The following is a 25,102-nucleotide window of genomic DNA, read 5'->3' as shown; positions in this document are numbered from 1 at the left end:
AGCCCCTCCTAACTTGCGCCCCTGTGGGTAGGGGAGTGCAATGTGTGGGCAACTACATACTCTATTTTTCTGGGAAGGCGGGCTGCGGTACATGACTACCGGCGTCGTTGATGTGGAAGAACTTTCTACTCGTTATGGGATGGAGGTAAAGACCGAGGTCATTGACCGCGTGGCACATGCCTCCGATGCCTCGCACTACCTGTACACCCCCAAGGCAGTCATCGAGGCCCGCTCGGCCGAGCACGTGGCCGCCATCTTCCGCGCGGGCCGGCAGCAGAATGTTCCGGTCACCCTGCGCTCCGGCGGTACCTCCCTTGCCGGCCAGGCTTCCGGCGATGGCTACCTGGTGGACGTGCGCAAGCACTTCCGCGGCATCGAGGTATTGGATGAGGGCAAGCGCGTGCGCGTCCAGCCCGGCGCCACGGTGCGCCAGGTCAACGCCCGCCTGGGCCTGCGCAATCGCAAGCTTGGCCCGGATCCGGCTAGTGAATCTGCCTGCACCATCGGTGGCGTGGTGGCCAATAACTCCTCCGGTATGGCCTGCGGTACCGAGCTCAATACGTATAACACTCTGGAATCGCTAACCTTCGTGCTGCCTACCGGCACCGTGATCAATACCGCCGATGCGGATGCGGACCAGCAGTTCCAAGAGCAGGAACCGGAGCTGGTGGAAACACTTACCCGCCTGCAGCGCCGCGTGCGCGATAACCAGGAGTCCGTGGACATTATCCGCCGCCATTTCCAGCTGAAAAATACGATGGGCTATGGCCTCAATTCCTTCCTGGATTTTGATAGTCCGGTCAAGCTCTTTGAGCACCTGCTCATCGGCTCGGAGGGAACCCTGGCCTTCATCGCTGAGGCGGTATTCCGCACCGTGCCCATTTCCAAGCTGACCACCACCACGGTGGCTGTCTTTGATGACCTCACCGCTGCCACCAAGTCCCTGCCGGCCCTGCTAGATACCGGGGCGGCCACCCTGGAGCTGATGGACTCTGCCTCGATCCGCGTAGGCCAAGGCTTTGACAAGATCCCGCAGGCCATCACCGGTTTCGATGTGGACAAGCAGGCCGCACTGCTCATTGAGTACCACGCGGATGCAGAAGAAGAACTGCGGGAGAAGGAAGGCAAGGGCTCGCAGCTTCTGCGCGAGCTGCCGCTGCAATCGCCGGCTGCCTTCTCGGCCGATGCCGCTTCGCGCAATACCGCGTGGAGCTTCCGCAAGGGCCTGTACGCCCAGGTCGCTGAGGCGCGCCCGTCCGGTACAACCGCGCTTTTGGAAGATATCGTCGTGCCCGTGGGGGATTTGGCTGATACCTGCTCTTCCCTGCAGGAACTCTTTGCCCGCTATGGCTATGACGACGCCGTTATCTTCGGCCACGCCAAAGACGGCAATATCCACTTCCTGCTCACGGACCGTTTTGAAGGCGATGACGCCATCGGTCGGTATAACGACTTCAACGAGGGCATGGTGGACTTGGTTCTCTCGGCCGAGGGCAACCTCAAGGCCGAGCACGGCACCGGCCGCGCCATGGCGCCATATGTACGCCGCCAGTATGGCGACGAACTCTACGCGGTCATGCAAGAACTCAAGCGGGCCTGCGATCCCACCAACACGATGAACCCAGGCGTTATCTTGGACGATGACCCCGATGCGCACATCAAAAACATCAAGCTCAACCCCACCGTGGAAGAGGAAGTGGACCGCTGCGTGGAGTGCGGCTACTGCGAGCCGGTCTGCCCGTCGCGCGATCTCACCCTTACCCCGCGCCAGCGCATCGTCGTGCGCCGCGCCCGCAAGCGCGCGGAAGAAGCCGGCGATAGCCAGCTCGTAGCCGAGCTGGATGGGGCCTATGAATACATGGGCATCGAGACCTGCGCGGTGGATTCCATGTGCCGCACCGCCTGCCCGGTAGGTATCGATACCGGCAAGTTCATCAAGCGCCTGCGCCGCGAGGAGGCCCAACCAGCGCAGCAGAAGCTGTGGGGCGCTGCCGCCAAGAACTGGCAGGTGGTTAGCCAAGGCGCCGGGCTGGCGCTGACCGGCGCGCACCTGCTGCCCACCGAGCTGGTCAAGAAGGTCACCAACGTGGGCCGCAGCCTCCTCGGTGAGGATAACCTGCCGCAATACCAGCCAGAGTTAGGCAAGGGTGGCAAGTCCCGCGGCCGCTTAGCTGGGCGCGTGGGAGACCGCTACGCGCAGACCACCGGCATCTACCTGCCAGCCTGCGTCAACACCATGTTCGGCCCACAGGGCGGCGGCAAGGGCACTACCGATTCCTTCGTGGCTCTCTTGGAGCGCGCCGGGGTAGCGCTGGAGGTTCCGGAGGGCATCGACAAGCTCTGCTGTGGAACCCCGTGGACGTCTAAGGGCATGCAAGCCGGCCACGAGGCAATGGAGCAGCGCGTGCGCGATATCGTCATGGAGGCCACCGATGGTGCGCGCCTGCCGGTCATCGTGGACGCCAGCAGCTGTACCGCCGGTTTCAAGGACATGTTGGAATCCGTCGGTATTACCGTCATTGACGCGATTAGCTTTACGGCTGATACCTTGCTGCCGCAGCTTAATGTGCAGCACCCAGTCGCTTCCGTGACCGTGCACCCCACTTGCTCTGCCTTCCAACTGGGCATGATGGAGGACGTAGAAAAGGTAGCCCGCGCTGCCGCGGCCGAGGTACACATTCCCACTGACTGGAATTGCTGTGGCTATGCCGGCGACCGCGGCATGCTGCACCCAGAGCTCACCGACGCCGCAACGCGCGCCGAGGCAGCGCAAGTCAAGGAAATCGGCGCGCAGTATCACGCCTCGACCAACCGCACCTGCGAGCTTGGCCTAACCCGCGCTACCGGCGAGGATTACCACCACATTTTGGAACTCTTGGAGCAGGCGACACGCTAGTTTTCCCAGCGCACTAGCGGGTGGGGTGCCGTGCCCTGCTTGCCGACGCCCCGCCTGCCTAGAGCTTTGCCCCTTGTGCTGTAAAATCAACAACCATGTGTGGAATTGTTGGATATATTGGTCACGCTGGTGGTGACCGTGATTACTTCGCCCTCGACGTAGTTCTGGAAGGGCTGCGCCGTTTGGAATACCGCGGCTATGACTCCGCTGGCGTAGCAATGTACGCCGATGGGGACATTAGCTGGCGCAAGAAGGCCGGTAAGGTCGCTGCGCTGGATGCTGAGATTGAGGCCCGCCCGTTGCCAGACTCCGTGCTGGGCATTGGCCATACCCGCTGGGCTACCCATGGTGGCCCTACCGACCTGAATGCGCACCCGCACGTGGTCGATGGCGGCAAGCTGGCCGTGGTGCACAACGGCATCATTGAGAACTTCGCCGAGCTCAAGTCCGAGCTTTTGAGCAAGGGCTACAACTTTGTTTCCGAGACCGACACTGAGGTTGCCGCTACGTTGCTGGGCGATGTCTTCCACAACGAGGCCGCTGGGGACCTCACCAAGGCAATGCAGCTGACCTGCTCCCGCTTGGAGGGCGCCTTCACACTGCTGGCCATCCACGCCGAGCAGGCCGATCGCATCGTTGCCGCTCGCCGTGACTCGCCGCTGGTTATCGGCCTGGGCGAGGGCGAGAACTTCCTCGGTTCCGACGTATCTGGCTTCATCGATTACACCAAGTCCGCCGTGGAGATGGACAACGACCAGGTCGTGACCATCACCGCCGACGAGGTGGAAATCACCGATTATGCGGGCAACCCTGCACAGGGCAAGCCTTTTGAAATCAAGTGGGATGCCGCCGCTGCCGAAAAGGGTGGCTTCGATTCCTTCATGGAAAAGGAAATTCACGACCAGCCCGCCGCTGTGCGCGATACCCTGCTCGGCCGCTTTGATGAACAGGGCCAGCTGGCTCTCGATGATCTGCGCATCGATGAGACCGTATTGAAGTCCATCGACAAGATCATCGTCATTGCTTGCGGTACCGCCGCCTATGCCGGCCACGTGGCACGCTATGCCATCGAGCACTGGTGCCGCATTCCTACCGAGGTCGAGCTCGCCCACGAGTTCCGCTACCGCGATCCGATCGTGAACGAGAAGACCCTCGTCGTCGCGCTGTCCCAGTCTGGCGAGACCATGGACACCCTGATGGCTGTGCGCCACGCCCGTCAGCAGGGCGCCAAGGTTATTGCCATCTGCAATACCCAGGGCTCGTCCATTCCGCGCGAATCCGATGCCGCGCTCTACACCCACGCCGGTCCGGAAATCGCCGTGGCCTCCACCAAGGCCTTCCTGGCGCAGATTACCGCCACCTACCTGCTTGGCCTCTACCTGGCCCAGCTGCGCGGCAACATGTTCGCCGATGAAATCCAGAGCGTTCTTGCTGAGCTGCGCCACATGCCGGACAAGGTCCAAAACGTCATCGATGAAGAGGACCAGGTGGCCAACCTGGCCAACTCCATGAAGGATGCGGAATCCGTGCTCTTCTTGGGCCGCCACGTCGGATTCCCTGTGGCACTTGAGGGCGCGCTGAAGCTCAAGGAAATCGCCTACCTGCACGCCGAGGGCTTTGCCGCCGGCGAGCTCAAGCACGGCCCGATTGCACTGATTGAGGAAGGCCAGCCGGTCTTCGTCATCGTGCCGTCCCCGCGCGGCCGCGACTCCCTGCACTCCAAGGTTGTCTCCAATATCCAGGAGATCCGCGCCCGTGGTGCCATCACCATCGTGATTGCGGAAGAGGGCGATACCGCCGTGGAGGATTACGCTAACCACGTCATCCGCATCCCGAAGGCACCGACCCTCATGCAGCCGCTACTGGCCACCGTGCCGCTGCAGATCTTCGCCGCCCATGTAGCAAAGTCCAAGGGCTACGACGTGGATCAGCCGCGTAACCTGGCCAAGTCCGTGACCGTGGAGTAATCCACGCCGAACGGTACTAGCTAAGCCTCCTTGCCTGCTGCGTTTCTTGCGTGGAAGGGAAGGGGGCTTTGGCATTTCATTGAAGCTTGAAACTGTTATGCTATTAGGAGCGATTGTTGTCGGTGAAAGGAGTAGGCAGTGCTCATCCGTCGTGTTTTTGCGTAAAACACTAAAGGAAGAACGGATTTAAGCATGCCTATTTTATTGAACGACCTTTCCCTAGTATGGCCCGATGGCACAACCTGCTTCAGTGGCCTAAACGGTGTCTTTTCTGGTCCTTTAACTGCGCTCATTGGGGATAACGGTGCAGGAAAAACAACTCTGCTTAACGTCATCCTTGGCAAAATCTTGCCCACTGCTGGAACGGTGGAAAAGCCGGAATCGATAGCGTACCTGTCACAAGACCTTGCTTGGAATGAACATGATGTAGTAGCAGACATCTTCGGTGTCACCCAAGTGCTCGCGGCGATTTACGCAGTCGAAGCCGGTGAGTATGAACCAGAACTTTATGAGTTAATTGGGGAGCAATGGGACGTCGGTGAGCGCATTGCCGCTGCCCTTTCCGCCGCTGGATTGGATATCCCATTAGACCGCCCTATCGCAAGCCTCTCTGGAGGGGAAGCGGTACGCGTCGCTTTGGTGGCGGTGTTCCTGTCCGAGCCGGATTTCATTATCCTTGATGAACCGACCAATAACCTCGACGGATCTGCAAAGAAGCATCTGAAAGAAATGTTGGTGAATGCCGCTGCGCCGGTGTTAGTGGTAAGCCATGACAAAGACTTGTTGGATGTAGTTTCCGAGGTAGCGGAATTAAGGGATGGGAACCTACGCTTCTTCCAAGGCAACTATTCCGACTACCTAACCACGATTGATGTAGAGCAGGAAGTAGCTCAAAAAGCAGTATCTACCGCCAAGGCGACTTATAAGCGGCAACTCCGCGAACAACAAGCAATGCAGACACGGATTGCGCGTGATGCGCGCCGTGGAAAGAAGTTCGCGGAGTCGAAGCGCAAACCAGGCATGACGATGAAGCTTGATAAGCAGCGATCCGAAAAGACGGCATCGCGCAGAGCGCAGATCCATTCAGGCGCAGTTGAAGCGGCCCAACGCTCTTTAGCTCGAGCTGAGCGAAACATACGAGATGATGATTCGGTCTATATCGAGCTGCCACAAACTGAGCTGCCGGAAGGAAAGCGGGTTATTTCGATTCCCGGGCTGACGATTGTCGGCCCAGAACGGGTGCGCTTGTCAGGACCAAATGGAAGTGGCAAGACCACGCTCTTAAACCGAATTAACTCCGGTGAGGCGGGTTACGTGATCGGCAACTCGGGGTATTTGCGTCAACGAATTGGATTAGATCCTTCTCTAAGCGTATGGGACGTGGTTACCAACGCGAATCCACGAGAGGATCCGCAGTTCATCCGTGATCAGCTAGCTCAGTTGTTGTTTCAATCTGACTCGGTTCATGCGTTGACAGGGACCCTCTCGGGAGGCGAAAGATTTAGGGCGGAATTCGCCAGAGTGCTCTTAGCGGATCCGGCGCCGCAATTGCTAATGCTCGATGAGCCGACTAACAACATTGATATTTCAACTGTTGATTGGTTGGTCTCGGTCTTGAAGAACTATCGGGGCGCATTGCTAGTGGTTAGCCATGATGAAGATTTCTGCTCGCGGATAGAACTTACGAGGCAAGTTTCCATAGAAGAAATTGGATGTGCCGACTCCAAGGTGGAGGTATCGCGAGTCAGTGCGCCGCACCCCACCCGAATTCAGCCCAAGGGTGAGCAGTGGCACAATGGTGGGCATGCTGAAAACCACGATTGATCTCTCCGCCATAGCGCACAACGTCCGCCTCATCAAGGAAAAGGTGGGGCCTGAGGTCAAGCTCATGTGCGTGGTCAAGGCCGATGCTTATGGGCACGGCGCGGCCAAGGTTGTGCCGGTGATGGCGCGTGCCGGTGCGGATTGCTTTGGCGTGGCCACCTTGCGGGAGGCGGTGGACCTGCGCCGCGCGGGCGTGGATGCGCCCATCGTGGCGTGGATTTGGCAAACAGATGAAATCCTCGAAGAAGCCTTGGCCAATGGAATCGAGGTAGCGGTCAACTCCCTTGAGCAGGCGCATAAGCTGGTCAAGGCCGATTTTCCTGCCGAGGTATACGTCAAGGTGGAAACCGGCATGCACCGCTCCGGTGTGGACGAAGGGGATTGGGCAGAGACCTTTAAGGTGTTGCGCGATGCCCCACACATCAAGGTGCTCGGGCTCATGTCCCACTTTGCGTGCGCCGATGAGCCGGATAATCCGCACAATGACGCGCAAGAGGAGGCGTTCCGCACGGCCCTGCAACTCGCGCGTGAGATTGGTTTGGAATGCCCAATCAATCACCTGGCCAATTCGCCCGCAGTGCTGACGCGTCCTTCCTCCTATTTCGAGCAGGTGCGCGTAGGCGCCGCTTGCTATGGCTTGGAGCCCATTGAAGGACGCGAACACGGCTTGCGCCCGGCCATGACCTGGTCCGGGCAGATTTTTAACGTCAAGCCCATTAAACCGGGGGAGGGCACGTGCTACGGATTGACCTGGAAGGCGGATAAGTCGGGATTTTTGGCCACAGTGGACTGTGGTTATGCCGATGGCCTGCCGCGTGGCTATCAGGGCGACCTGCACGTGGGCATTGGTGGGCACCTCTACCCGCAGGTAGGAAGAATCTGCATGGATCAGATTGTGGTGGACTTAGGTGAGAACCCGCATGGCGTGGACACGGGGCAAGACGCCGTGATCTTTGGCAACGGGGGAGTATCGGCCACGGATCTCGCCGCGGCAGCAGGCACCATTAACTATGAGGTGGTGTGCCTGCCCGATGGCCGCACCGAACGCGAATATATAGGAGAAGAAAATGCGCAATAGCTTTCCCGAATCCGGCAGCCGCGACCTATCCACGGTGGAAGACACCTATGCCTTTGGTGAAGAGCTAGGTGCGGCGCTTGAAGCCGGCGATGTAGTGATCCTGGATGGGCCGTTGGGAGCTGGAAAGACGACGCTGACGCAGGGCGTCGCCAAGGGCATGCAGGTTAAAGGCCGCGTTACCTCGCCAACCTTCGTTATCGCCCGCGTGCACCGCTCTACTGTGGGTGGGCCAGACCTTGTGCACGTGGATGCCTACCGCCTGCTCGATGAAGGCGGTGCTAATTCCGGGGACCCGCTAGGGGAGCTCGACGCGCTGGATCTGGACACGGAGCTAGAGGACGCCGTGGTTATTGCCGAATGGGGCGGGGGACTCGTGGAACAGATTGCGGAGCGCTACCTATTTATCAGCATCGACCGTGAGCCGGTGGACTATGCCGGCGCAGAAGAGGATGTTCGCCGCTTCACATGGTCTTGGAAAAGTGGTGCATAGTACATCGTTCCGCCTTATAGGGGGTTAAGTGATGAATATCCCAGAAAGCAAACTTGATCCGGGTATAACCACTACGTAATTCTATTAAGGTGTTGAATTTTCTCGCCTCAAGTCCTTTGCTATCTCTCTTCGTCATCATGGCGGTGGGTCTAGCGATTGGCAAGATCAAGATCTTCGGCATCTCTCTCGGTGCCGCGGCTGCGATGTTTGTGGCACTGGGTCTTTCTACTGCTAATCCGGATATCCAAATTCCGCCGCTGGTCTATCAATTTGGCCTGGCGATCTTCGTTTATGCCATTGGCCTTAGCTTCGGGCCTTCCTTCGTCCGCGAGTTTAAAACCCGCGGCTGGAAGCTCACCGTCTTCATGCTGGGCATGTTGGTTGTTTTGGTCGCCGTTGGCTATGGCCTCATCCGTGGCTTTGGCCTGAGCGTGCCAGAAGCCGTCGGCATGTTCGCCGGTTCGCTCTCCTCCACGCCGGGTATGGCTGCCGTGGTGGAAATGGTGGGCGATTCCACCCCGGTCGTCGGTTACTCCTTGGCCTACCCAGGCGCGGTTATTGGCGCGATTCTCGTCGCCGCCATTGGCGCCAAGGTTGTCAAAGCCAACCATGAGGAAGATGCCCGCGCAGAGGGCATGATTCCCGCCGAGCTCGTAGCCAAAGGCGTGCGCCTGACCAAGAACTTCAATGACACCGCTGGTCATATCTACCGCGTTACTGGCCAGACCGTTGTGGCTACTCGTATCATCTCCGACGAGGAGCGCCACCGCCTCGCCGTCCCAGAAATGCCACTGTGCGAGGGTGAAGCATATCTGCTCAACGGCTCCGAAGAGGCCGTCGATAAGGCCATTGAGGTCTTGGGTGAAGAACACCCAGTGGAGCTGACCGAGGACGCTGGGCTTAAATACACCCGCGTTACCGTGTCCAACCCGGAGATTGCCGGTAAATCCGTCCGCGAGATCAAGGCCCTCGACCACGGCTTTATCATCGCTCGTATCCGTAAGGGCGATAAGGACCTCGTGCCGCACCCGGACACTGTGCTCAACTACTCCGACCGCGTTCGCGTGGTGACTAGCCCGAGCCGCTTGCCATACGTGCGCAAGTACCTCGGTGACTCTGAGGCCGCGTTGGGTAATGCGGACCTGCTGTCCATGGCCATCGGCCTGTCCTTGGGTATGCTGCTCGGCCTCATTCCGATTCCGATGCCGGGCGGTTCCACCCTGCAGCTGGGCTTCGGTGGCGGGCCCGTGGTCGTCGGCCTGCTCTTGGGCTACCTTAACCGTACCGGCCCGTTGAACTGGCAGATGCCATTCCACACCCGTGAGACCTTGTCCAATATGGGCCTTACCTTGTTCCTGGCCGGCGTGGGTACCTCGGCCGGCGCCTCCTTCCGCGATGCCCTGACGGATCCATCCTCCCTGACCATCATGGGCGTGGGCCTTATCATCACCCTGGTCTCCGCCATCTTGATCGGCGTCATCGGCATGCTGGTGCTCAAGCTGAAGTGGGACGAGGCCATGGGCTGTGCGGCCGGCATGACCACCAACCCGGCCGTCTTTGCCTATATTCGTGACCAAACCGGCACCGAGCTGGCCGGCCGCGGATGGGCCACGGTCTATCCCACCACAATTATCGGCAAGATTATTGCCTCGCAGGTATTGCTCCTGTTGTTGCTATAGCGGCAATATCTCGCGTTAATTACTCACCCACAGGGTCGCCCGCCTACACTGGCAGGCACTACCCTGTGGGTTTTGTGTTGCGGTGAACCAGGTAGCATCGGTTGCCAGAACTACCGCCGCCCGCCTGAAACTTAAACATTTTTCAAGGAGCCATACTCATCCCATGACTAAATTCGCTCGCAACCTCACCGCCGCCATCATCGCCATCTTTATCGTTGTCATGATGGTTCTTCTTGCTTCCTCCACACTGCGCGAGGAAAACCACTTGGAGGGAAACCTCTCCTCCACGTTGTCCAAGGCACCAAATAACTTGGAGGTCATGACCGTCATGCCCACCGATGTCTATGGCGAGGAGTACCCCGCTATTGGTTTCATCTGCCCAGGCATGCGCGAAGACAAGGTTAAAGAGGCACAGATCGATACCGAGAACATCACCTTTGAAGATGGTGCGGTGCCGGAAGGCAAGAGCTACGCGGTAGCCATCTCCCAGAGCGCTAAGCCCTTCATCGAAGAGCTGGATCCGGAAAAGGTCGAGGTGTGCGAGATGATTGACATGCAGATCAAGGCCATGGAGCAGCAGGGCCAGAGCCTTGATGGCGGCGTGCCCATGATCCAGGGCACCCAGCCGCTGGGCTTCCAGCGCGAGGATGGCACCTGGAAGATGGTTGCCTAATGCGCGTCCTCGCGATCGACACGGCCACCACCGCCCTGATTACCGGGGTAGTGGATACCGTCACCGGGCAGACCACCGAGCGCGTGTTGGAGGATACCCGCGCGCATAATGAGCTGCTCATTCCTACCATCACCGAGGTCCTCGCAGAGGCGGGCATGGAGTATTCCGACCTCGATGCGGTGGTCACCGGCGTGGGCCCGGGGCCATTTACCGGGTTGCGCGTGGGTATGGCGACGGCCTCCGCGCTTGCCGACGCCCTTTCTATCCCCCTCCACGGCATCTGCACCCACGATGCCATCGCGGCCGCCGCCGAGCTCCCCGTAGATCCTGCCGCCGCGGCCGACGAAGCGACCGCCTTGGTAGCTACCGATGCTCGCCGCAAAGAGATCTACTGGGCCACTTACCGCGTTACCGACTCCGGAGTGCAGCGCATTTCTGGCCCCGCGGTGACGAAACCGGCCGAACTCGAGGTGGAACTTACCCCCACCGCCGAGGTCATCATCCCGGACCGCCTTGCTGAGCAACTCCCCGAGAAGCTTGCCACCCTTCCACACCGCGCGGCCCATCCGACCGCGTCGGCCCTCGTTGCCGCGGCCGACCTCGAGGCAGAACCCGCTCCCGTCGTGCCGCTGTACCTACGCCGCCCGGACGCGGTCCCGCCAAAGCAGCAAAAGCTTTCTGCCGCCATCCCGAAGGTCGAGCTGTGAAGCTGCGCGAGCTAACCCCAGCCGATGCACCCCGGTGTGCCGAGCTGGAAGAGGTCCTTTTCCCAGGCGAAACTCCGTGGTCCAGCCGGATTTTCCGGGAAGAAATGGCCCAGCCCTTCAACTTCTATCTCGGGGTGGAAGGCGCGATCGAGGAACCGGCGCCCGTAAAGCTTTTGGGCTATGCGGGCATCGGGATGATGGGACCGGCCGCGGACCCGGAGTTTGAAATCCACACCATCGGCGTCGACCCCGCCGCGCAGCGCCGCGGCATCGCGCGGATGATGATGGACAATATCTGCCATATCGCGGATCTTAAGGATGCCCCGGTCTTCCTCGAAGTTCGCGTGGGCAATGCTCCCGCTATTGGCCTGTATGAGCACTACGGCTTTGCCAAGCAGGGGATCCGCAAGAACTATTACCAACCCTCCGGGGCGGATGCGCACGTGATGGTGCGCCCGCGCCAGTCCGAGCGCCCAGAAGATTAAGGAGCAGTCATGAAGATCATGGGCATCGAGTCCTCCTGCGATGAAACCGGCGTGGGCATCGTCGAGCTGCGCGAGGACGGCCACATGGACATCATCGCTAACGCCGTTGCTTCCTCCATGGAGCAGCACGCGCGTTTCGGCGGCGTCGTCCCGGAAATCGCCTCCCGTGCCCACCTTGAGGCCATGCCGCAGGTCATGCAAGCGGCGTTGGATGAGGCGGGCATCGAAAAGCCGGATGCCATCGCCGCCACCGTGGGGCCGGGTCTAGCCGGTGCCTTGCTGGTGGGAGCCTCGGCCGCCAAGGCCTATGCCGCGGCCTGGGGCGTGCCTTTCTACGGCGTTAACCACCTTGGCGGCCACGTTGCCGTGGCCAACCTGGAAGGCGAAGAGCTGCCGCACTCGGTGGCCCTCTTGGTCTCGGGCGGGCATACGCAGCTGTTGGAGGTAGAGGCCGTCGGCAAGCCCATGCGCGAGTTGGGCTCTACGCTTGACGACGCCGCCGGTGAAGCCTACGACAAAGTCTCCCGCCTCCTCGGTTTGGGCTACCCGGGCGGCCCGGTGATCGATAAGCTCGCTGCCCGCGGCGAAGCCACCATCGATTTCCCGCGCGGCATGTCTCGCGCCGAGGATCTGCGCGGCCCGCACCGCCACGACTTCTCCTTCTCCGGGCTCAAGACTTCCGTAGCCCGCTACGTGGAGCGCGCCGAAAAGGCAGGGGAGATCATCAGCGTGGAAGATGTCTGCGCCAGCTTCCAAGAAGCCGTGGCCGATGTCCTGACAGCCAAGGCCGTGCGTGCCTGCGAGGACACCGGCGCCCGGGTGCTGCTATTGGGAGGCGGCGTGGCCGCTAATTCCCGCCTGCGCGAGCTGGCCGCCGAGCGCTGCGCCGCCGCTGGAGTAGAGCTGCGCGTTCCGCGCTTTTCCCTGTGCACCGATAACGGCGTGATGATCGCGGCCATCGGCGCGCAACTCATCCACGAAGGCGCCCAGCCCTCTGGCCTCGGCGTAGGCACCGATACCCAGCTGGATGTAGAAGAGCCGCAGTTAACCTAAAGTTCTTCTCGCTCGCGCTGCAGGCGGGGCAGGGGGCCGGTACTCTAAAGAGCGTTCATGCCCTCTTGGCTTTCTGAAGGAGCTTTCTCTCATGACCGTCGGTTTCCTTGTCAACCCTGATCTCACCCGCCGCAAGCTCGAGTTCGAGCTGGAGCACGCCAACCAGTTCTTGGGCGGCACCACCGAGGACCGCGTCTCCGTTGTTTTCCAGGAAGATGGCACCACCTACGCCGCGCTCTACAACCCCGAAGCCAAGGCCGAGGGCGCCGAGCCGAACCCGGTAGCCTCCCTGGCGCGCAACGCGGCTGCCACCGGCAATGCCGCCTTCCTGCAGGACCCCATCCGCTCCATCTGCGGCCCGGTCATTTTCGTTGACGCCGAGGGCGAAGACACCACTATCGATGCCGTTATCGAGTCCGTGGAGCAGGGTATTCGCGCAGTGAAGAACTACCGCGAAGATAACCCGGAGGAATACACCCTCTGGCGCGCGGCCGTTATCAACTCCGATAAGAGCCTTTAAGCCAAGCCCTCACAGGTAGGGTTCAAGCGCTTTTCGCGCGCCCGTAATACGGTGTTCACATTCTTATGGTGTTCTAGGGAGCCGTACCGCTTCTTCTAAGACTCCAAAGGTGAAAACTGTATGCTCCGTTCGTCGCGTTTCGTCGCCTCCTTCGCCACCGCCCTCGCCGTGGGTGGCGCTGCCGCCGTCGTGCCCGCCACCCCGGCGCTGGCCGCTGACTCGCCCATCTACCGCACCATCCTGCAGCCGGGCGAGGATGAATCCCAGGTCATGGTCACCTGGCGCACGAAGTCCAAGGCAGACGAGGTCCTCGAGATCACCGGCCCAGAAGGCACCACCACCTTCCAGGCCGACGAGCGCGATTATGGCGCATTGCTGTACAAGTCCCAGTTCGCCACCGCTACCAACCTGCAGCCGGATACCGAGTACTCCTACCGCGTCGGCTCCGAAGAAGGCGGCTGGTCCGAGCCAGAGACCTTCAACACTGGCTCCAATGGCGATGACTGGTCCTTCCTTACCGTCGCTGACCCGCAGATCGGCGTGGACCTCAAGGTGGATGACCAGGCTGAACAGTGGCGCAAGACCATCGGCTACGCGGCCTCCCACGTGCCGAATGCCAGCATGATCTGGTCGCTGGGTGACCAGGTGGAGGGTTGGGGTGCGCAGGTACCGCAGTACGATGCATACTTCTCCGCCCCGGAGATTCGTCACATCCCCACCAACACGGTCCCGGGCAATCACGAGACTTATAACCTCACCATGAAGCATCATGATGAGCATTTCTCCAACCCGCACCAGGCGGACGATATCCGCGACCACTACTTCGAACGCAATAACGTGCTCTTCATCGGCCTAGACTCCAATGCTTCTTCCGACGCCGATATCGCCCGCCACGAGCAGTTCCTGCGCGAGGCCATCGAATCCCGCGGCGCGGATAATGACTGGATCGTCGTTGGTATGCACCACGGCCCGTACTCCCAGGGCTCGCATCACTTTGATAAGGACGTCACCAACCTGCGCGAGAAGCTCACCCCGGTGCTGTCTGAACTCAATGTCGATGCCGTGCTCTCCGGCCACGACCACATCTACACCCGCAGCCACTTGATGAAGAACAATAAGCCGGTCCTGCCGGAAGAAAAACCGCAGCGCGGCGACGTTCTCGAGCCCAAGGATGGCGAGGCGCTGTACCTGACCACCACCACCGCGGGCGGCGGCAAGTACTACGACTTCACCGACGTGAATAACAAAAAGCACAAGGGCGCGCGCATGGAGACCATCGATCCAAAGCTTGCCCACGAATCCACCGCCATGTGGCGCCAGGACTACACCGAGGACTACATGCGCGTGGACGTCTCCGATGACAAGCTCACCTTCACCACCTTCAACGAAGGCGATAACACCCTGGTGGACAAGGTTTCCCTCAAGAAGAAGGACCGCGGCGCTGCGCCTGCCGACGACGCCACCAACCCCGCCGACTCCACCGAGTCCACCGACCCAGACACCCCAGAGGCGCCTAAGGATCCGGAGGGCGGCAGCTCCCTGAGCTCCAGCGATATTTTCGGCGGGCTCAGCTCGAAGAAGTAACTAGCATCGCGCCTGGGTGTGGCGGGTGTGGCTAGCGCTCCGTATGGCGCAGCCACGCCAATACGGCCTTGACCCGCCGGTTGGAATCCTCGGGCCGAAACCCGAGCTTCATAAACACATTGGAGACATGCTTGCTTACCGCTCCGGCGGTAAGAACGAGCGTGTCTTCAATTTCTTTATTGCTCAATCCTTGAGCCATCAGCCCCAGCACCTCCCGCTCGCGGGTGGTGAGCTGGGCTAAACCAGTACGCCGCGCCGACAGTAACGCTGTGACCACCTCGGGGTCCACCACGGTGCCGCCGCGGGCGACCTCGTCTAGCGTGCGCACGAATTCTTCCACGTCAGAAACGCGTTCCTTAAGCAGATACCCGAATCCGCCGTGTTCCAAGAGACGGTCGAGGTAGCTTGCCGCTACGTATTGGCTCAACACCACCACCGGTTGGGTGGGATTGGCCGCTCGCAGGTCGTGCACGGCGCGCAGGCCATCGTCGGTCATGGACGGTGGCATGCGCACATCGCTGATAATCAGGTCAAAATCTTCCTGCCGGGCAATAGCGCGCAGTTCTTCGGCATCCGCGGCCGCCGTAACGCTATGCCCCAAGGCGCTAAGTAGCTGCTCGAGCCCCGCGCGCAGCAGCGCGGAATCTTCCGCCAGTAGTAGTTTCATTCCGCCTCCTTCAGCGGCAATTCGACCTGCAGCCGGCCACCGCGTTCACCCGCAGCCGCGTCATGTGCGGCGGTAAAGCTCACCGTGCCGCCCAGTGCGGCGGCGCGCTCGCGCAGCCCGGCGATACCGGTGCCGGTCTCAGTCGGCTCCTTGGCCGTGGGACCGAGGTCAGCTTCGGGGCCGAGTCTGGGTCCGGTGCCATTATCAACGATGTCTAGGCGCAACGTCTGCCCGAAAGCAACCGTTACCACCGCCTGGGTGGCTGCACCGTGCTTGGAAGCATTGGTAAGCGCCTCGGCTACCGCGTGGTAAGCCAGCAGGGCAGTGGTCTCATCTACCGAGCGCTCGGCGCCTTCGACGTGTAGTTCGGTCTCCAGTCCGGAGTGGGCGAGGAGTTCGTCGAGGGCGGGGATTAATCCGGCGTCGAAAAGCACCTGCGGGGCAATGCCGCGCACCGTCGCCCGCAGGGAGGCCAAGGCCAATGAGGCATTATGTTCCGCATCGGCCAAGGCCGGTTGCGCCTCGGGAGGTGCCTGCAATTTCGCCGCGGCCAAATTGAGCTTGAGCGCGGTGAGGTACTGCTGTGGACCATCGTGCAGTTCGCGCTCGATGCGGCGGCGCTCGCCGGAGAAGGCATCGATAAGCGTGGAGCGCGAGGCCGCCAACTCCTCGGCCGAGGGGCTCAATGCCAGCCGAGTCAGCGAGGTTGATGCCAAGACCAGCAGGCGGTTGAGCCCCACCAATAAAGCCACCAGCAACGCCGCGGTGAGCCAACAGGTGAAGAAAATGAGCGGCCGGTTGGAGGTGGACCACTCGCCAAAGGAGAATTCGGTATTTGGCACGAATGGCGCAATGACCAGCACACCCGCTGTAAAGCCCAAGGCTGTCCACGCGGCAAAGCAGGCAGCCGAAAGCAATAGCTGCACAATAAGGTGATAAAATTGCTGCCAATCAAACCAGCGGCCCGCACGCCGGGGTGGGATCTCCACGCCCATCCACTGCGCACCCAACCGGCCGACAAATTCCGCGGCGCGTCCCACCAACGGAATCCACGGCAGCATCAGCACCGAAACCACCAACGCCGGGATAAATAGCGCGCCAAGGACGAGGCTCCACGCGCAGGCTTTGAGGGTTCGCATAACCCATGAGCCTAGCCGCCTTAGCCAGGGTGGGGCAGTAGAGCTAGCTCTACCATTTTCTCGGCAGCCCGCCCCATGTCTTTCTTCTGCGCGGCCGAGTGGAATCAAAGGCATGTTAAAAGCAGATAACCTCAGCAAGCGCTACGGCCGCCACACCGTGCTCAACCGCGTCACTGTGTCCATCGCCCCAGGCGAATTCGTCGCCATCATGGGGTCTTCCGGCAGCGGTAAAACCACGCTCCTGAACCTGCTATCCGGGCTAGATAAGCCCACCTCCGGCCGAGTCAACGCGCCGGGGCGCAAGCAGCGGGCCTTTGTATTCCAGGACTATAACCTCCTGGAATCCCTCAACGCCAAGCGAAATGCCACCTTGACCGCGCGCTTTTCCGGCCGACGCCCCGCACGCGGCAGGGTAGCGGAGGTCTTTGACTCGCTTGGCCTTGCTGGCTTAGAGCGCCGCCTGCCCGCGCAGCTTTCTGGCGGGCAGCAGCAACGTGTGGCCGTCGCCCGGGCACTGCTGGCCCAGGCGCCCTATATCTTCGCGGACGAGCCTACGGGCGCGCTTGACGACGCCACCGCATCCACCGTCCTTTCCCACCTGCGCGCCGCCGCCCGCGATGGAGCCAGCGTGGTCATGGTGACTCACTCGCACCTCGCCGCTGAGGCGGCCGACCGGATCATTTCCTTAGAGGAGGTGGCCCATGCTGGTGTGGCTTAAGGACTTACAGTCCAATTGGCTATCGTGGCTGGCCGTGGCGCTGACCCTGGTGGTGTCTTCCACCTCGTGCACCCTGGCGCTGGCCATGCTGGTGGCTTCCTCCGGGGCCGAAGAAGACCCCGCCGGCCCGCTGGGTGGCACGGTGTTGGGAATGGCCCTGTGCGTGGTGGTATTGGTGACGCTATCGCAGATGCGCCTTATCATTGCCGAGCGCGAGCCTATCTACCGCTCTTGGCGCATGGTGGGCATGCCCGGGGGGATGATCCTCGCTTTCATCCTGGGCCAAGTCGCAGTGGTCAGCGCGGCCGCCGGGCTACTCGGCGTGCTGCCTGCCCGCCCGCTGCTTGCCCCGTGCGTGCGCGCCCTGCGCAGCGATGGCATCCCCATGCCGGACATTGACATCACCGGCCAGGTCGTAGTCATTGCGGTAGCCGTCTGCACGTCCGCGGCGCTAGTCGGTGCGCTGCCTCCGCTGCGCCGCGTATTCCGGCCGCGCGCCGCCGCACACCCGGCGTGGCTCACGGTGAAATTCCTGCTTGCAGCCGCGGCCATTGGCGGCACAACATACGGGTGCCTGCAGATTGATGACCCTGGAGACCTGCTCTCGGCCGAGATGGGCTTGGTCATCCTCGTCGCTCTCGTCTTACCTTGGCTCATGCCCGGTATCGACCAATGGACCCGTCCGGCCGGTATCGCTGGGGCCAACGTGCGCGTGCGTCGGTACTTTTCCACCCCACACATCGTGCCGTGGGTGCTCATCGGCGGCTTTATTGTCGCCGTCGGCTCGGGCCTGCGCTTTGCAAACGACGCAGGCGCCGGCGGCACCTTGTCCTCGTGGCAGGTCTTCGTCGCCCTTTTAGGGCCTGTCTTTGCTCCCAGCATCGTGGGCGCTGTGCTTACCTCGCTGCTGATGCACGGGCGCATCGCGGCCGATATCCGCGGCCTTACCCTAGCCGGCGCCACCCCCTCGGCCTGGGCCCGCGTGCAAGTGGGGGAGGCGGCGTGCCTCACCCTGACCGCGGCCGGCGTGGTCTGGGCGCTGTGCTTGGCGACGCTCCTCCCACTCCACCACCTGCTCACCCCGCAGGCTTCCTTCGGCCGAACGCTGATAGAGGAGTTGTGGTGGCCGTCCTTCGCCGTAATCTTTGGTGCCATGTTTATCGCACTGGGCGTCGTCAAGCTGGCGCTTGCCGGATTCGTGCGCGCCGGGCAACGGGAGCGCTGAGGGGATCGCTGAGGGCGTAAAAATGTGGGCCGAGCCATTGTTGAGGGTTAGCAGTCACGAGGGTAGAGTGCTAATCAGGTTGTTTGACCCACAGTTGTTCACCCGCGACGACGGCTGTGCTGGACATCCACAACCGGCACGCGCGCGCCATACCGGTGCGCATACGAACACTACGGAGGAAACATCATGGCAAACATCAAGCCTCTCGAGGACCGCGTCCTCGTACAGATCGTAGAAGCTGAAACCACCACCGCTTCCGGCCTGGTCATCCCAGATTCTGCCAAGGAAAAGCCACAGGAAGCCACCGTCGTTGCAGTAGGCCCAGGTCGCACCAACGACAAGGGTGAGGCCACCCCGGTAGGCGTCAACGAAGGCGATACCGTGGTCTTTTCCAAGTACGGCGGCACCGAGCTGAAGTACAACGGCGAGGAGTACCTGCTGCTGTCCTCCCGTGACCTGCTCGCCGTCATCGAGAAGTAGGCCCACTTATGGCAAAGCTCATTGCATTCGACCAAGAAGCCCGCGAGGGAATCCAGCGCGGCGTCGATACGCTGGCTGATGCCGTCAAGGTCACCCTCGGCCCGCGCGGCCGCAACGTCGTGCTGTCCAAGGCCTTCGGTGGCCCCACCGTCACCAATGACGGCGTGACCATCGCCCGCGATATCGACATCGAGGAGCCCTTCGAAAACCTCGGCGCGCAGCTGGTCAAGTCCGTTGCTGTCAAGACTAATGACACCGCAGGTGACGGCACCACCACCGCTACCTTGCTGGCCCAAGCGCTCATCTTCGAAGGCCTGCGCAACGTCGCGGCCGGCGCCAACCCAGTCGAGCTTAACCGCGGCATCGCAGCAGCGGCCGAAAAGGCCGTCGAGGAGCTCAAGGCCCGCGCCACCGCGGTCAACTCCTCCTCTGAAATCGCGCAGGTAGCTACCGTCTCCTCCCGCGACCCGGAGGTTGGCGAGATGGTTGCCGGTGCCATGGACAAGGTGGGCAAGGACGGTGTGGTCACCGTCGAGGAATCCCAGACCATCGACTCCGCAGTTGACGTCACCGAGGGCATTTCCTTTGACAAGGGCTACCTTTCCCCGTACTTCGCTACGGAAGAAGAGACCTACCACGCCGTGCTGGACGACGCCGCAGTATTGCTCGTCCGCAACAAGATCTCCTCCCTGCCGGACTTCCTGCCGCTGCTGGAGAAGATCGCCGAGACCAACCGCCCGACCCTCATCATTGCGGAAGACGTCGAGGGCGAGCCGCTGCAGGCGCTCGTCGTCAACTCCATCCGCAAGGTGCTCAAGGTCGCTGCCGTTAAGGCCCCGTACTTTGGCGAGCGCCGCAAGGGATTCATGGATGACCTGGCCGTCGTTACCGGTGCCACCGTCATCGACCCAGAGGTGGGCGTCAACCTCAACGAGGCTGGCCTCGACGTGCTCGGTTCTGCCCGCCGCGTGACCATCACCAAGGATGACACCGTCATCGTCGATGGTGGCGGCACCGCTGAGGCAGTAGAGGAACGTCGCGAGCAGATCCGTCGCGAGATCGAGCGCACCGATTCCACCTGGGATAAGGAAAAGCTCGAGGAGCGCCTGGCTAAGCTCTCCGGCGGCGTGGCCGTTATCCGCGTCGGCGCCGCTACCGAGACCGAGGTAAACGAGCGCAAGCTGCGTGTTGAAGACGCCATCAACGCGGCCCGTGCGGCCGTAGAAGAGGGCGTCATCGCCGGCGGCGGTTCGGTGCTGGTCCAGATTTCTAAGGAACTCGAGTCCTTCGCCGAGGGCTTCGAGGGCGAGGCTAAGGTCGGCGTCCTCGCCGTCGCCCGCGCGCTGACCCGCCCGGCGTACTGGATCGCCGAAAACGCTGGTCTCGACGGCGCCGTCGTCGTCTCCCGCGTTGCCGAGATGTCCAACGGTGAGGGCTTCAATGCCAATACCCTGGAGTACGGCAACCTCATCGATAACGGCATTATCGATCCGGTTAAGGTCACCCACTCCGCCGTGGTCAACGCCACCTCCGTGGCCCGCATGGTTCTTACTACCGAGGCCTCCGTGGTGGAAAAGCCACAGGAAGAGCAGCCTGCTGACGCCGGTCACGGCCACCAGCACTAAACGGCTACCAACATCACCCGCCCCGCTTCCCGCGTGGCGGGTTTTGTTGTACCTAGCTAGGGCCGTGGAATACATCAAGGTCACCGCTGATACCGACCCCATTCGCAAGGCCTTCGCCAAGGCCAATGGCGTCAAACCCGCACTCTTTTCCGCGCATTCCGAGGGGCCTGCCCCAAGCGCGGCGGTGCGGGTGTGGTCTACGTGGAGCAGGGCGTGATTCGGTGACAGGGCGCTTTCTTGCCGACGCCCTCGTCTTCCCCTAGTTTCCCGTCCTAAGCGTTGACAGGGGCAGTGGCGCGGCGGCGCTGGCGAAGCTCTACGACGCGTTCGGATTCGCTCATTCCGCCCCATACACCATAGGGCTCGGCGGATTGCAAGGCATGCTCGCGGCACAAATCAATGACCGGGCAAGAATTGCAGATGGCTTTGGCGCGATTCTCGCGCTGGGCGCGGGCGCGGCCGCGCTCGCCATCCGGGTGATAAAACACATCTGAGTTTTCTCCGCGGCAGGCGCCTTGTAGCTGCCAATCCCACAAGTCAGCGGTGGGACCGGGAAGCAGATGAGGCTGAGACACGTTACTAAGCTCCTTTGTAAGGGCGAGAATTCTTGTGTGGCTTCCGCAGTGTTGCGGAAAGCAACCTCACGTAGTGTTTCGCGCGTGGGTAAACGGTGGGTTACCGATTTTTGACTTTTAAGTATTGTTCTCGCCATTCCCCTTCCTACACCACGGTTTACCAGCGCAAACGTCGAAGGTTAACGGTTTGTGAATTTTCTGGCTCTCAGCTTGCATAGGTAGTGGGGCTGCGCGTTGCCTTTGCATAAACTTCCCGTGTGCCAATATGGTTAGTTACCGGTTTAAAACATGTCAGAGGGTGCATACGTGAGTGATAAGGAACAGGAGCTAGCGGATCTCGTCCCGCATGCCGTCGACGGCAGCCGTCGAGCGCTGCAAAAAGTCCTGCGGATCATTCACCCGCAGGTGCTGCGCTACTGCCGCGCCCGCATCGGTGGCGGCCGTCAACCCACCGCGGAGGATGTAGCCCAAGAGATCTGTCTTGCAGTGGCCACCTCTATTGGCTCCTACGAGGACAAGGGCCGTCCGTTTATGGCCTATGTCTACGGCATTGCGTTCAACAAGGTCACCGATGCCCACCGCGCCATGGGGCGCGATAAGTCCACCCCTACCGAAGAAATTCCAGAAGACTCCGCGCGTGACGCCACCCCTGAAGAGTGGGCATTGGAGGCCGACGGTAGTAACAGAATGCGCGCCTTGCTCGATACGTTAAGTGACAAGGCGAAAAACATCGTTATTCTGCGCGTGTTCAACGGTTTGTCGGCAGAAGAAACCGCGGAAATTGTGGGTTCCACCCCAGGTGCGGTTCGTGTCGCACAACACCGAGCACTCGCTCAATTGCGAAAGACCCTCCAAGCCGCCCAGGAAACTGCGCGCTAAGGGCCTAGCGGCCGACTCTTACAGCAGATATTTCATATCAGAAAGGAAGGGGGAGAGACACCATCATGGCACCGAAGCATCACGGCGATAATGACGGCCTTGCAGACCAGCTCCAGCCCTTGGTAGATGATGATGCATTCCTCACCGAGCTTTCGAAGGGGACTAACCCTTCCGACAGCCAGGACGACCTGGCGGAGCTGCTGCTGGAGTTAAAGGGGGACGTCGATAAGCAGATGCCTCCAGCCCCGCTGGTAGAAGGCGCCGACGCTGAGCCTGAGGTCATCGACCTAGGCCAGGCCCGCAAGCGCCGCCGCGGCGGCCCGTTCGTACATGGACTCATCGGTGCGGCGGCCGCAACCCTAGTTATCGCTGGAGCCAGTGGTGCGATGTTGCACGCCGGAATCCTTGATAAGGGCGATAAGACCCGCAACGTGGAGCTGGCCGGCACGTTGGAAGAGATGGAATCTCGCGCGGCCGAAGGCGATATTGAAGGCGCTCGCGAACTGATGAAGGACGCCCGCGCCAAGCTGGATGAGGCCGAAGGCAAAGAAGAAAAGGCCATCGCCGCCAACCGCGAGGCGGAACAAAAGCGCTCTGCGCAACCGAAGCCCACCCCGCACACCGTGACGGAGACCACCACCGAAACCGTTGCGGAAGAGGCTTCGCAACCGGAACAGCAGCCGGAGCAGGTCACCGTGACCGAAACTCAATACGCCACCGAAACCGTGGTGGTCACGGAACAAGGACAGCCAAACCCGCAGCCCAACCCCAACGTTGAGGACGCGCCGACGACCACCATCGAGTTGGGCCAGCAGCAGTAGAAGCTAGCGGCCCTCTAGGCCATCCAAGTAACCCAAGGCGTAGTCCCAAGGCACGTAGCGGGAGGGATCTGGCTCGGCTCCTGGCTCATGCACCGGTGCTAGCTCGCCTTCAAGGGTGGCGCGCATATTGGCGGCCATAATGTCCCACTCATAAAAGTGGTTTTCCTGGCAATCCTCGCATAAGAAGAAGATGCCGTCGATGCCGCGCGGGCCGAGGATGGACGCAAATTTCTGCACCAGCGCGAGGTCGTGGATGATGGCGATCCGGTCGTCGTCGGTAAGCGGCATGACCTGCTCGTCCTCCTCTAGGAAGGAGGCAGGGTCATTCGGGTCATCGGCGAAAGGATCGCGGGGCATATTGGCGAAGAAGTTCACGCCTGCGAGCCTATTGAACTTACCCTCCCGAGGCAATTTACCCCCTGCCCAAATGGTGTCGTCGGCCGGCAACGCACTACAGTTGTGGTAGCCGCTAAACCTGTTAAGGAGAGACCTCGATGAGCGAGAACCGTATTCATACTGGTGGAGATGACCCGAACAAGGTAGCCCTGCGCGGCCTGACCTTTGACGATGTGCTCCTGTTGCCCGCCGAATCCAATATCGTGCCTTCCGAGGTCGATACCGGCGCGCAATTTACCCGCAATATCCGCCTCGGCGTCCCGCTTGCCTCGGCCGCCATGGATACCGTGACCGAGGCCCGCATGGCCATTGCCATGGCCCGTCAGGGCGGCATCGGCGTGCTGCACCGCAACCTGTCCACCGAGGACCAAGCCGAGCAGGTAGAGATTGTGAAGCGCTCCGAGTCCGGCATGGTCACCGACCCCATCACCGCCCGCCCGGATATGACCATCGGGGAAGTAGACGCGCTGTGCGCCCGCTTCCGCATCTCCGGCCTGCCGGTGGTAGACGAGGACGGCACCCTGGTGGGCATTTGCACCAATCGCGATATGCGCTTCGAGCCTGACTTTGACCGCAAGGTCAGCGAGGTCATGACGGCCATGCCGCTCGTCGTTGCGCGCGAGGGCGTATCCAAGAAAGAAGCCCTCGAACTGCTCTCGGCCAATAAGGTGGAAAAGCTGCCCATCGTCGATGCGAACAATAAGCTCACCGGTCTGATTACCGTCAAGGACTTTGTCAAGACCGAGCAGTACCCTAACGCGTCCAAGGACTCGGCCGGCCGCCTGTTGGTTGCGGCCGGCATCGGTACCGGCGAAGAGTCCTACCAGCGCGCCGCCGCGCTTGTCGACGCCGGCGTGGACGCCCTCGTCGTCGACTCCGCCCACGCACACAACAACCGCGTGCTGGAGATGGTCTCCCGCGTGCAAAAGGATTTCGGTTCCAAGGTTGATGTCATCGGCGGTAACCTCGCCACCCGCGAGGCCGCCCAGGCGATGATCGATGCCGGCGCCGACGCCATCAAGGTTGGTATTGGCCCGGGCTCCATTTGCACCACCCGCGTCGTCGCCGGCGTGGGCGCGCCGCAGATTACGGCCCTGATGGAGGCCGCCGCAGTAGCTGGCCCGGCCGGTGTGCCGGTTATCGGCGATGGTGGCATGCAGTACTCCGGCGACGTCGCCAAGGCTCTGGCGGCCGGCGCCGATACCGTCATGCTGGGCTCCATGTTTGCCGGCACCACCGAAGCCCCCGGTGACATCGTGGTCTACCAGGGCAAGCAGTACAAGCGCTACCGCGGCATGGGCTCTATGGGCGCCATGCAGGGTCGCGGACTTTCCGGCGAGAAGCGCTCCTATTCCAAGGACCGCTACTTCCAGGCCGATGTCCGCAGCGAAGACAAGCTGGTTCCGGAAGGCGTCGAGGGTCGCGTGCCCTTCCGCGGCGATATCGATGCCATCGTGCACCAGATTATCGGCGGCCTGCGCGCTTCCATGGGCTATACCGGCTCCGCCACCCTGGCCGAGCTAAAGACCAAGCGCTTCGTCCAAATCACCGCCGCGGGCCTGAAGGAATCCCACCCGCACCACCTGCAGCAAATCGCAGAAGCACCAAACTACCGCTAGGA

General features: G+C 61.4%; 24 protein-coding genes. 20 read left to right on the top strand and 4 right to left on the bottom strand.

Annotation, left to right across the window (positions count from 1 at the left end; all coding sequences use genetic code 11):
* The first annotated feature begins 91 nt into the window (after nucleotides 1–91).
* The 12 genes from MHY24_RS05130 (at nucleotide 92) to MHY24_RS05075 (ending at nucleotide 14,956) form a co-directional block, all read left to right on the top strand.
* Complete coding sequence (locus MHY24_RS05130; RefSeq protein ID WP_239228592.1) at nucleotides 92–2,896, top strand: FAD-binding and (Fe-S)-binding domain-containing protein; 2,805 nt, start codon at nucleotides 92–94, stop codon at nucleotides 2,894–2,896.
* Between the two features lie 95 nt (nucleotides 2,897–2,991).
* Nucleotides 2,992–4,863, top strand: a complete 1,872-nt coding sequence (glmS, locus tag MHY24_RS05125) for a glutamine--fructose-6-phosphate transaminase (isomerizing) (protein ID WP_239228591.1) — start codon at nucleotides 2,992–2,994, stop codon at nucleotides 4,861–4,863.
* A 192-nt stretch (nucleotides 4,864–5,055) separates the two neighbouring features.
* Nucleotides 5,056–6,687, top strand: coding sequence for an ABC-F family ATP-binding cassette domain-containing protein (locus MHY24_RS05120; protein WP_239228590.1), 1,632 nt, complete (start codon nucleotides 5,056–5,058; stop codon nucleotides 6,685–6,687).
* On the top strand, nucleotides 6,662–7,765 hold the full coding sequence (gene alr / locus MHY24_RS05115; RefSeq protein WP_239228635.1) for an alanine racemase: 1,104 nt from the start codon (nucleotides 6,662–6,664) through the stop codon (nucleotides 7,763–7,765). The genes MHY24_RS05120 and alr overlap by 26 nt, the downstream gene beginning before the upstream one ends.
* Nucleotides 7,755–8,255, top strand: coding sequence for a tRNA (adenosine(37)-N6)-threonylcarbamoyltransferase complex ATPase subunit type 1 TsaE (gene tsaE, locus MHY24_RS05110; protein WP_204610187.1), 501 nt, complete (start codon nucleotides 7,755–7,757; stop codon nucleotides 8,253–8,255). The genes alr and tsaE overlap by 11 nt, the downstream gene beginning before the upstream one ends.
* 89 nt (nucleotides 8,256–8,344) lie before the next feature.
* Nucleotides 8,345–9,934: an aspartate:alanine exchanger family transporter gene (locus MHY24_RS05105; protein ID WP_204610186.1), complete on the top strand. Its 1,590-nt coding sequence runs from the start codon at nucleotides 8,345–8,347 to the stop codon at nucleotides 9,932–9,934.
* A 163-nt stretch (nucleotides 9,935–10,097) separates the two neighbouring features.
* Nucleotides 10,098–10,607 (top strand): hypothetical protein, encoded by a 510-nt coding sequence (locus MHY24_RS05100; RefSeq protein WP_239228589.1) that lies wholly within the window; start codon nucleotides 10,098–10,100, stop codon nucleotides 10,605–10,607.
* Nucleotides 10,607–11,314 (top strand): tRNA (adenosine(37)-N6)-threonylcarbamoyltransferase complex dimerization subunit type 1 TsaB, encoded by a 708-nt coding sequence (tsaB, locus tag MHY24_RS05095; RefSeq protein ID WP_239228588.1) that lies wholly within the window; start codon nucleotides 10,607–10,609, stop codon nucleotides 11,312–11,314. The genes MHY24_RS05100 and tsaB overlap by 1 nt, the downstream gene beginning before the upstream one ends.
* Nucleotides 11,311–11,799, top strand: coding sequence for a ribosomal protein S18-alanine N-acetyltransferase (gene rimI, locus MHY24_RS05090; protein WP_239228587.1), 489 nt, complete (start codon nucleotides 11,311–11,313; stop codon nucleotides 11,797–11,799). Before tsaB ends, rimI begins: the two co-directional genes overlap by 4 nt.
* Nucleotides 11,800–11,808: 9 nt before the next feature.
* Nucleotides 11,809–12,852, top strand: coding sequence for a tRNA (adenosine(37)-N6)-threonylcarbamoyltransferase complex transferase subunit TsaD (tsaD, locus tag MHY24_RS05085; RefSeq protein ID WP_239228586.1), 1,044 nt, complete (start codon nucleotides 11,809–11,811; stop codon nucleotides 12,850–12,852).
* 91 nt (nucleotides 12,853–12,943) lie between these two features.
* Nucleotides 12,944–13,372, top strand: coding sequence for a hypothetical protein (locus MHY24_RS05080; protein ID WP_005322709.1), 429 nt, complete (start codon nucleotides 12,944–12,946; stop codon nucleotides 13,370–13,372).
* A 120-nt stretch (nucleotides 13,373–13,492) separates the two neighbouring features.
* Nucleotides 13,493–14,956 (top strand): metallophosphoesterase family protein, encoded by a 1,464-nt coding sequence (locus MHY24_RS05075; RefSeq protein ID WP_239228585.1) that lies wholly within the window; start codon nucleotides 13,493–13,495, stop codon nucleotides 14,954–14,956.
* A 31-nt stretch (nucleotides 14,957–14,987) separates the two neighbouring features.
* Here MHY24_RS05075 and MHY24_RS05070 read toward each other — a convergent pair whose 3' ends face one another.
* Complete coding sequence (locus MHY24_RS05070; RefSeq protein ID WP_204610178.1) at nucleotides 14,988–15,623, bottom strand: response regulator transcription factor; 636 nt, start codon at nucleotides 15,621–15,623, stop codon at nucleotides 14,988–14,990.
* The gene (locus tag MHY24_RS05065) at nucleotides 15,620–16,762 is read right to left on the bottom strand and encodes a sensor histidine kinase (protein WP_239228584.1); all 1,143 of its coding nucleotides are present in this window, start codon (nucleotides 16,760–16,762) and stop codon (nucleotides 15,620–15,622) included. The genes MHY24_RS05070 and MHY24_RS05065 overlap by 4 nt, the downstream gene beginning before the upstream one ends.
* Nucleotides 16,763–16,874: 112 nt before the next feature.
* On the opposite strand from MHY24_RS05065, the gene MHY24_RS05060 reads away from it, so the two are divergent.
* From MHY24_RS05060 to MHY24_RS05040, 5 genes are all read left to right on the top strand, one after another.
* Nucleotides 16,875–17,480 carry an ABC transporter ATP-binding protein gene (locus MHY24_RS05060; protein ID WP_239228583.1) on the top strand — a complete coding sequence of 202 codons (606 nt, stop codon included), beginning with the start codon at nucleotides 16,875–16,877 and terminating at the stop codon, nucleotides 17,478–17,480.
* Nucleotides 17,464–18,705, top strand: a complete 1,242-nt coding sequence (locus MHY24_RS05055) for an FtsX-like permease family protein (protein WP_239228582.1) — start codon at nucleotides 17,464–17,466, stop codon at nucleotides 18,703–18,705. Before MHY24_RS05060 ends, MHY24_RS05055 begins: the two co-directional genes overlap by 17 nt.
* Before the next feature lie 186 nt (nucleotides 18,706–18,891).
* Nucleotides 18,892–19,185 carry a co-chaperone GroES gene (gene groES, locus MHY24_RS05050; RefSeq protein ID WP_204610153.1) on the top strand — a complete coding sequence of 98 codons (294 nt, stop codon included), beginning with the start codon at nucleotides 18,892–18,894 and terminating at the stop codon, nucleotides 19,183–19,185.
* A gap of 8 nt (nucleotides 19,186–19,193) precedes the next feature.
* Nucleotides 19,194–20,810: a chaperonin GroEL gene (gene groL / locus MHY24_RS05045; RefSeq protein ID WP_198492548.1), complete on the top strand. Its 1,617-nt coding sequence runs from the start codon at nucleotides 19,194–19,196 to the stop codon at nucleotides 20,808–20,810.
* Between the two features lie 46 nt (nucleotides 20,811–20,856).
* Complete coding sequence (locus MHY24_RS05040; protein ID WP_239228581.1) at nucleotides 20,857–21,027, top strand: hypothetical protein; 171 nt, start codon at nucleotides 20,857–20,859, stop codon at nucleotides 21,025–21,027.
* A 55-nt stretch (nucleotides 21,028–21,082) separates the two neighbouring features.
* On the opposite strand, the gene MHY24_RS05035 is transcribed toward MHY24_RS05040, so the two are convergent.
* Nucleotides 21,083–21,385, bottom strand: a complete 303-nt coding sequence (locus MHY24_RS05035) for a WhiB family transcriptional regulator (RefSeq protein ID WP_198492550.1) — start codon at nucleotides 21,383–21,385, stop codon at nucleotides 21,083–21,085.
* Nucleotides 21,386–21,691: 306 nt separating this feature from the next.
* Between MHY24_RS05035 and MHY24_RS05030 the strand changes: the two genes are divergently transcribed.
* Both MHY24_RS05030 and MHY24_RS05025 read left to right on the top strand, forming a co-directional pair.
* Nucleotides 21,692–22,264, top strand: coding sequence for a sigma-70 family RNA polymerase sigma factor (locus MHY24_RS05030; protein ID WP_239192960.1), 573 nt, complete (start codon nucleotides 21,692–21,694; stop codon nucleotides 22,262–22,264).
* Nucleotides 22,265–22,329: 65 nt separating this feature from the next.
* Nucleotides 22,330–23,085 (top strand): hypothetical protein, encoded by a 756-nt coding sequence (locus tag MHY24_RS05025; protein ID WP_239228580.1) that lies wholly within the window; start codon nucleotides 22,330–22,332, stop codon nucleotides 23,083–23,085.
* Between the two features lie 3 nt (nucleotides 23,086–23,088).
* Here MHY24_RS05025 and MHY24_RS05020 read toward each other — a convergent pair whose 3' ends face one another.
* Nucleotides 23,089–23,460 (bottom strand): DUF5319 domain-containing protein, encoded by a 372-nt coding sequence (locus MHY24_RS05020; RefSeq protein WP_005326826.1) that lies wholly within the window; start codon nucleotides 23,458–23,460, stop codon nucleotides 23,089–23,091.
* A 119-nt stretch (nucleotides 23,461–23,579) separates the two neighbouring features.
* On the opposite strand from MHY24_RS05020, the gene guaB reads away from it, so the two are divergent.
* Entirely contained in the window at nucleotides 23,580–25,100 is a 1,521-nt protein-coding gene (gene guaB, locus MHY24_RS05015) for an IMP dehydrogenase (RefSeq protein ID WP_204610143.1), read from the top strand.
* Nucleotides 25,101–25,102 lie beyond the last annotated feature (2 nt).

Source organism: Corynebacterium sp. ACRPQ (genome assembly GCF_022347225.1).
Lineage (GTDB): Bacteria > Actinomycetota > Actinomycetes > Mycobacteriales > Mycobacteriaceae > Corynebacterium > Corynebacterium tuberculostearicum_D.
This window is presented reverse-complemented; position numbering and strand designations above follow the sequence as displayed.

What these genes read in the sequence shown, in the direction of transcription:
- tsaB (WP_239228588.1), top strand. Translation starts at nt 10,607, where the DNA reads ATGCGCGTCCTCGCGATCGACACGGCCACCACCGCCCTGATTACCGGG.
- groL (WP_198492548.1), top strand. Translation starts at nt 19,194, where the DNA reads ATGGCAAAGCTCATTGCATTCGACCAAGAAGCCCGCGAGGGAATCCAG.
- MHY24_RS05080 (WP_005322709.1), top strand. Translation starts at nt 12,944, where the DNA reads ATGACCGTCGGTTTCCTTGTCAACCCTGATCTCACCCGCCGCAAGCTC.
- MHY24_RS05075 (WP_239228585.1), top strand. Translation starts at nt 13,493, where the DNA reads ATGCTCCGTTCGTCGCGTTTCGTCGCCTCCTTCGCCACCGCCCTCGCC.
- tsaE (WP_204610187.1), top strand. Translation starts at nt 7,755, where the DNA reads ATGCGCAATAGCTTTCCCGAATCCGGCAGCCGCGACCTATCCACGGTG.
- MHY24_RS05100 (WP_239228589.1), top strand. Translation starts at nt 10,098, where the DNA reads ATGACTAAATTCGCTCGCAACCTCACCGCCGCCATCATCGCCATCTTT.
- MHY24_RS05065 (WP_239228584.1), bottom strand. Translation starts at nt 16,762, where the DNA reads ATGCGAACCCTCAAAGCCTGCGCGTGGAGCCTCGTCCTTGGCGCGCTA.
- MHY24_RS05120 (WP_239228590.1), top strand. Translation starts at nt 5,056, where the DNA reads ATGCCTATTTTATTGAACGACCTTTCCCTAGTATGGCCCGATGGCACA.
- MHY24_RS05070 (WP_204610178.1), bottom strand. Translation starts at nt 15,623, where the DNA reads ATGAAACTACTACTGGCGGAAGATTCCGCGCTGCTGCGCGCGGGGCTC.
- MHY24_RS05130 (WP_239228592.1), top strand. Translation starts at nt 92, where the DNA reads ATGACTACCGGCGTCGTTGATGTGGAAGAACTTTCTACTCGTTATGGG.
- groES (WP_204610153.1), top strand. Translation starts at nt 18,892, where the DNA reads ATGGCAAACATCAAGCCTCTCGAGGACCGCGTCCTCGTACAGATCGTA.
- tsaD (WP_239228586.1), top strand. Translation starts at nt 11,809, where the DNA reads ATGAAGATCATGGGCATCGAGTCCTCCTGCGATGAAACCGGCGTGGGC.
- MHY24_RS05055 (WP_239228582.1), top strand. Translation starts at nt 17,464, where the DNA reads ATGCTGGTGTGGCTTAAGGACTTACAGTCCAATTGGCTATCGTGGCTG.
- MHY24_RS05060 (WP_239228583.1), top strand. Translation starts at nt 16,875, where the DNA reads ATGTTAAAAGCAGATAACCTCAGCAAGCGCTACGGCCGCCACACCGTG.
- MHY24_RS05025 (WP_239228580.1), top strand. Translation starts at nt 22,330, where the DNA reads ATGGCACCGAAGCATCACGGCGATAATGACGGCCTTGCAGACCAGCTC.
- glmS (WP_239228591.1), top strand. Translation starts at nt 2,992, where the DNA reads ATGTGTGGAATTGTTGGATATATTGGTCACGCTGGTGGTGACCGTGAT.
- guaB (WP_204610143.1), top strand. Translation starts at nt 23,580, where the DNA reads ATGAGCGAGAACCGTATTCATACTGGTGGAGATGACCCGAACAAGGTA.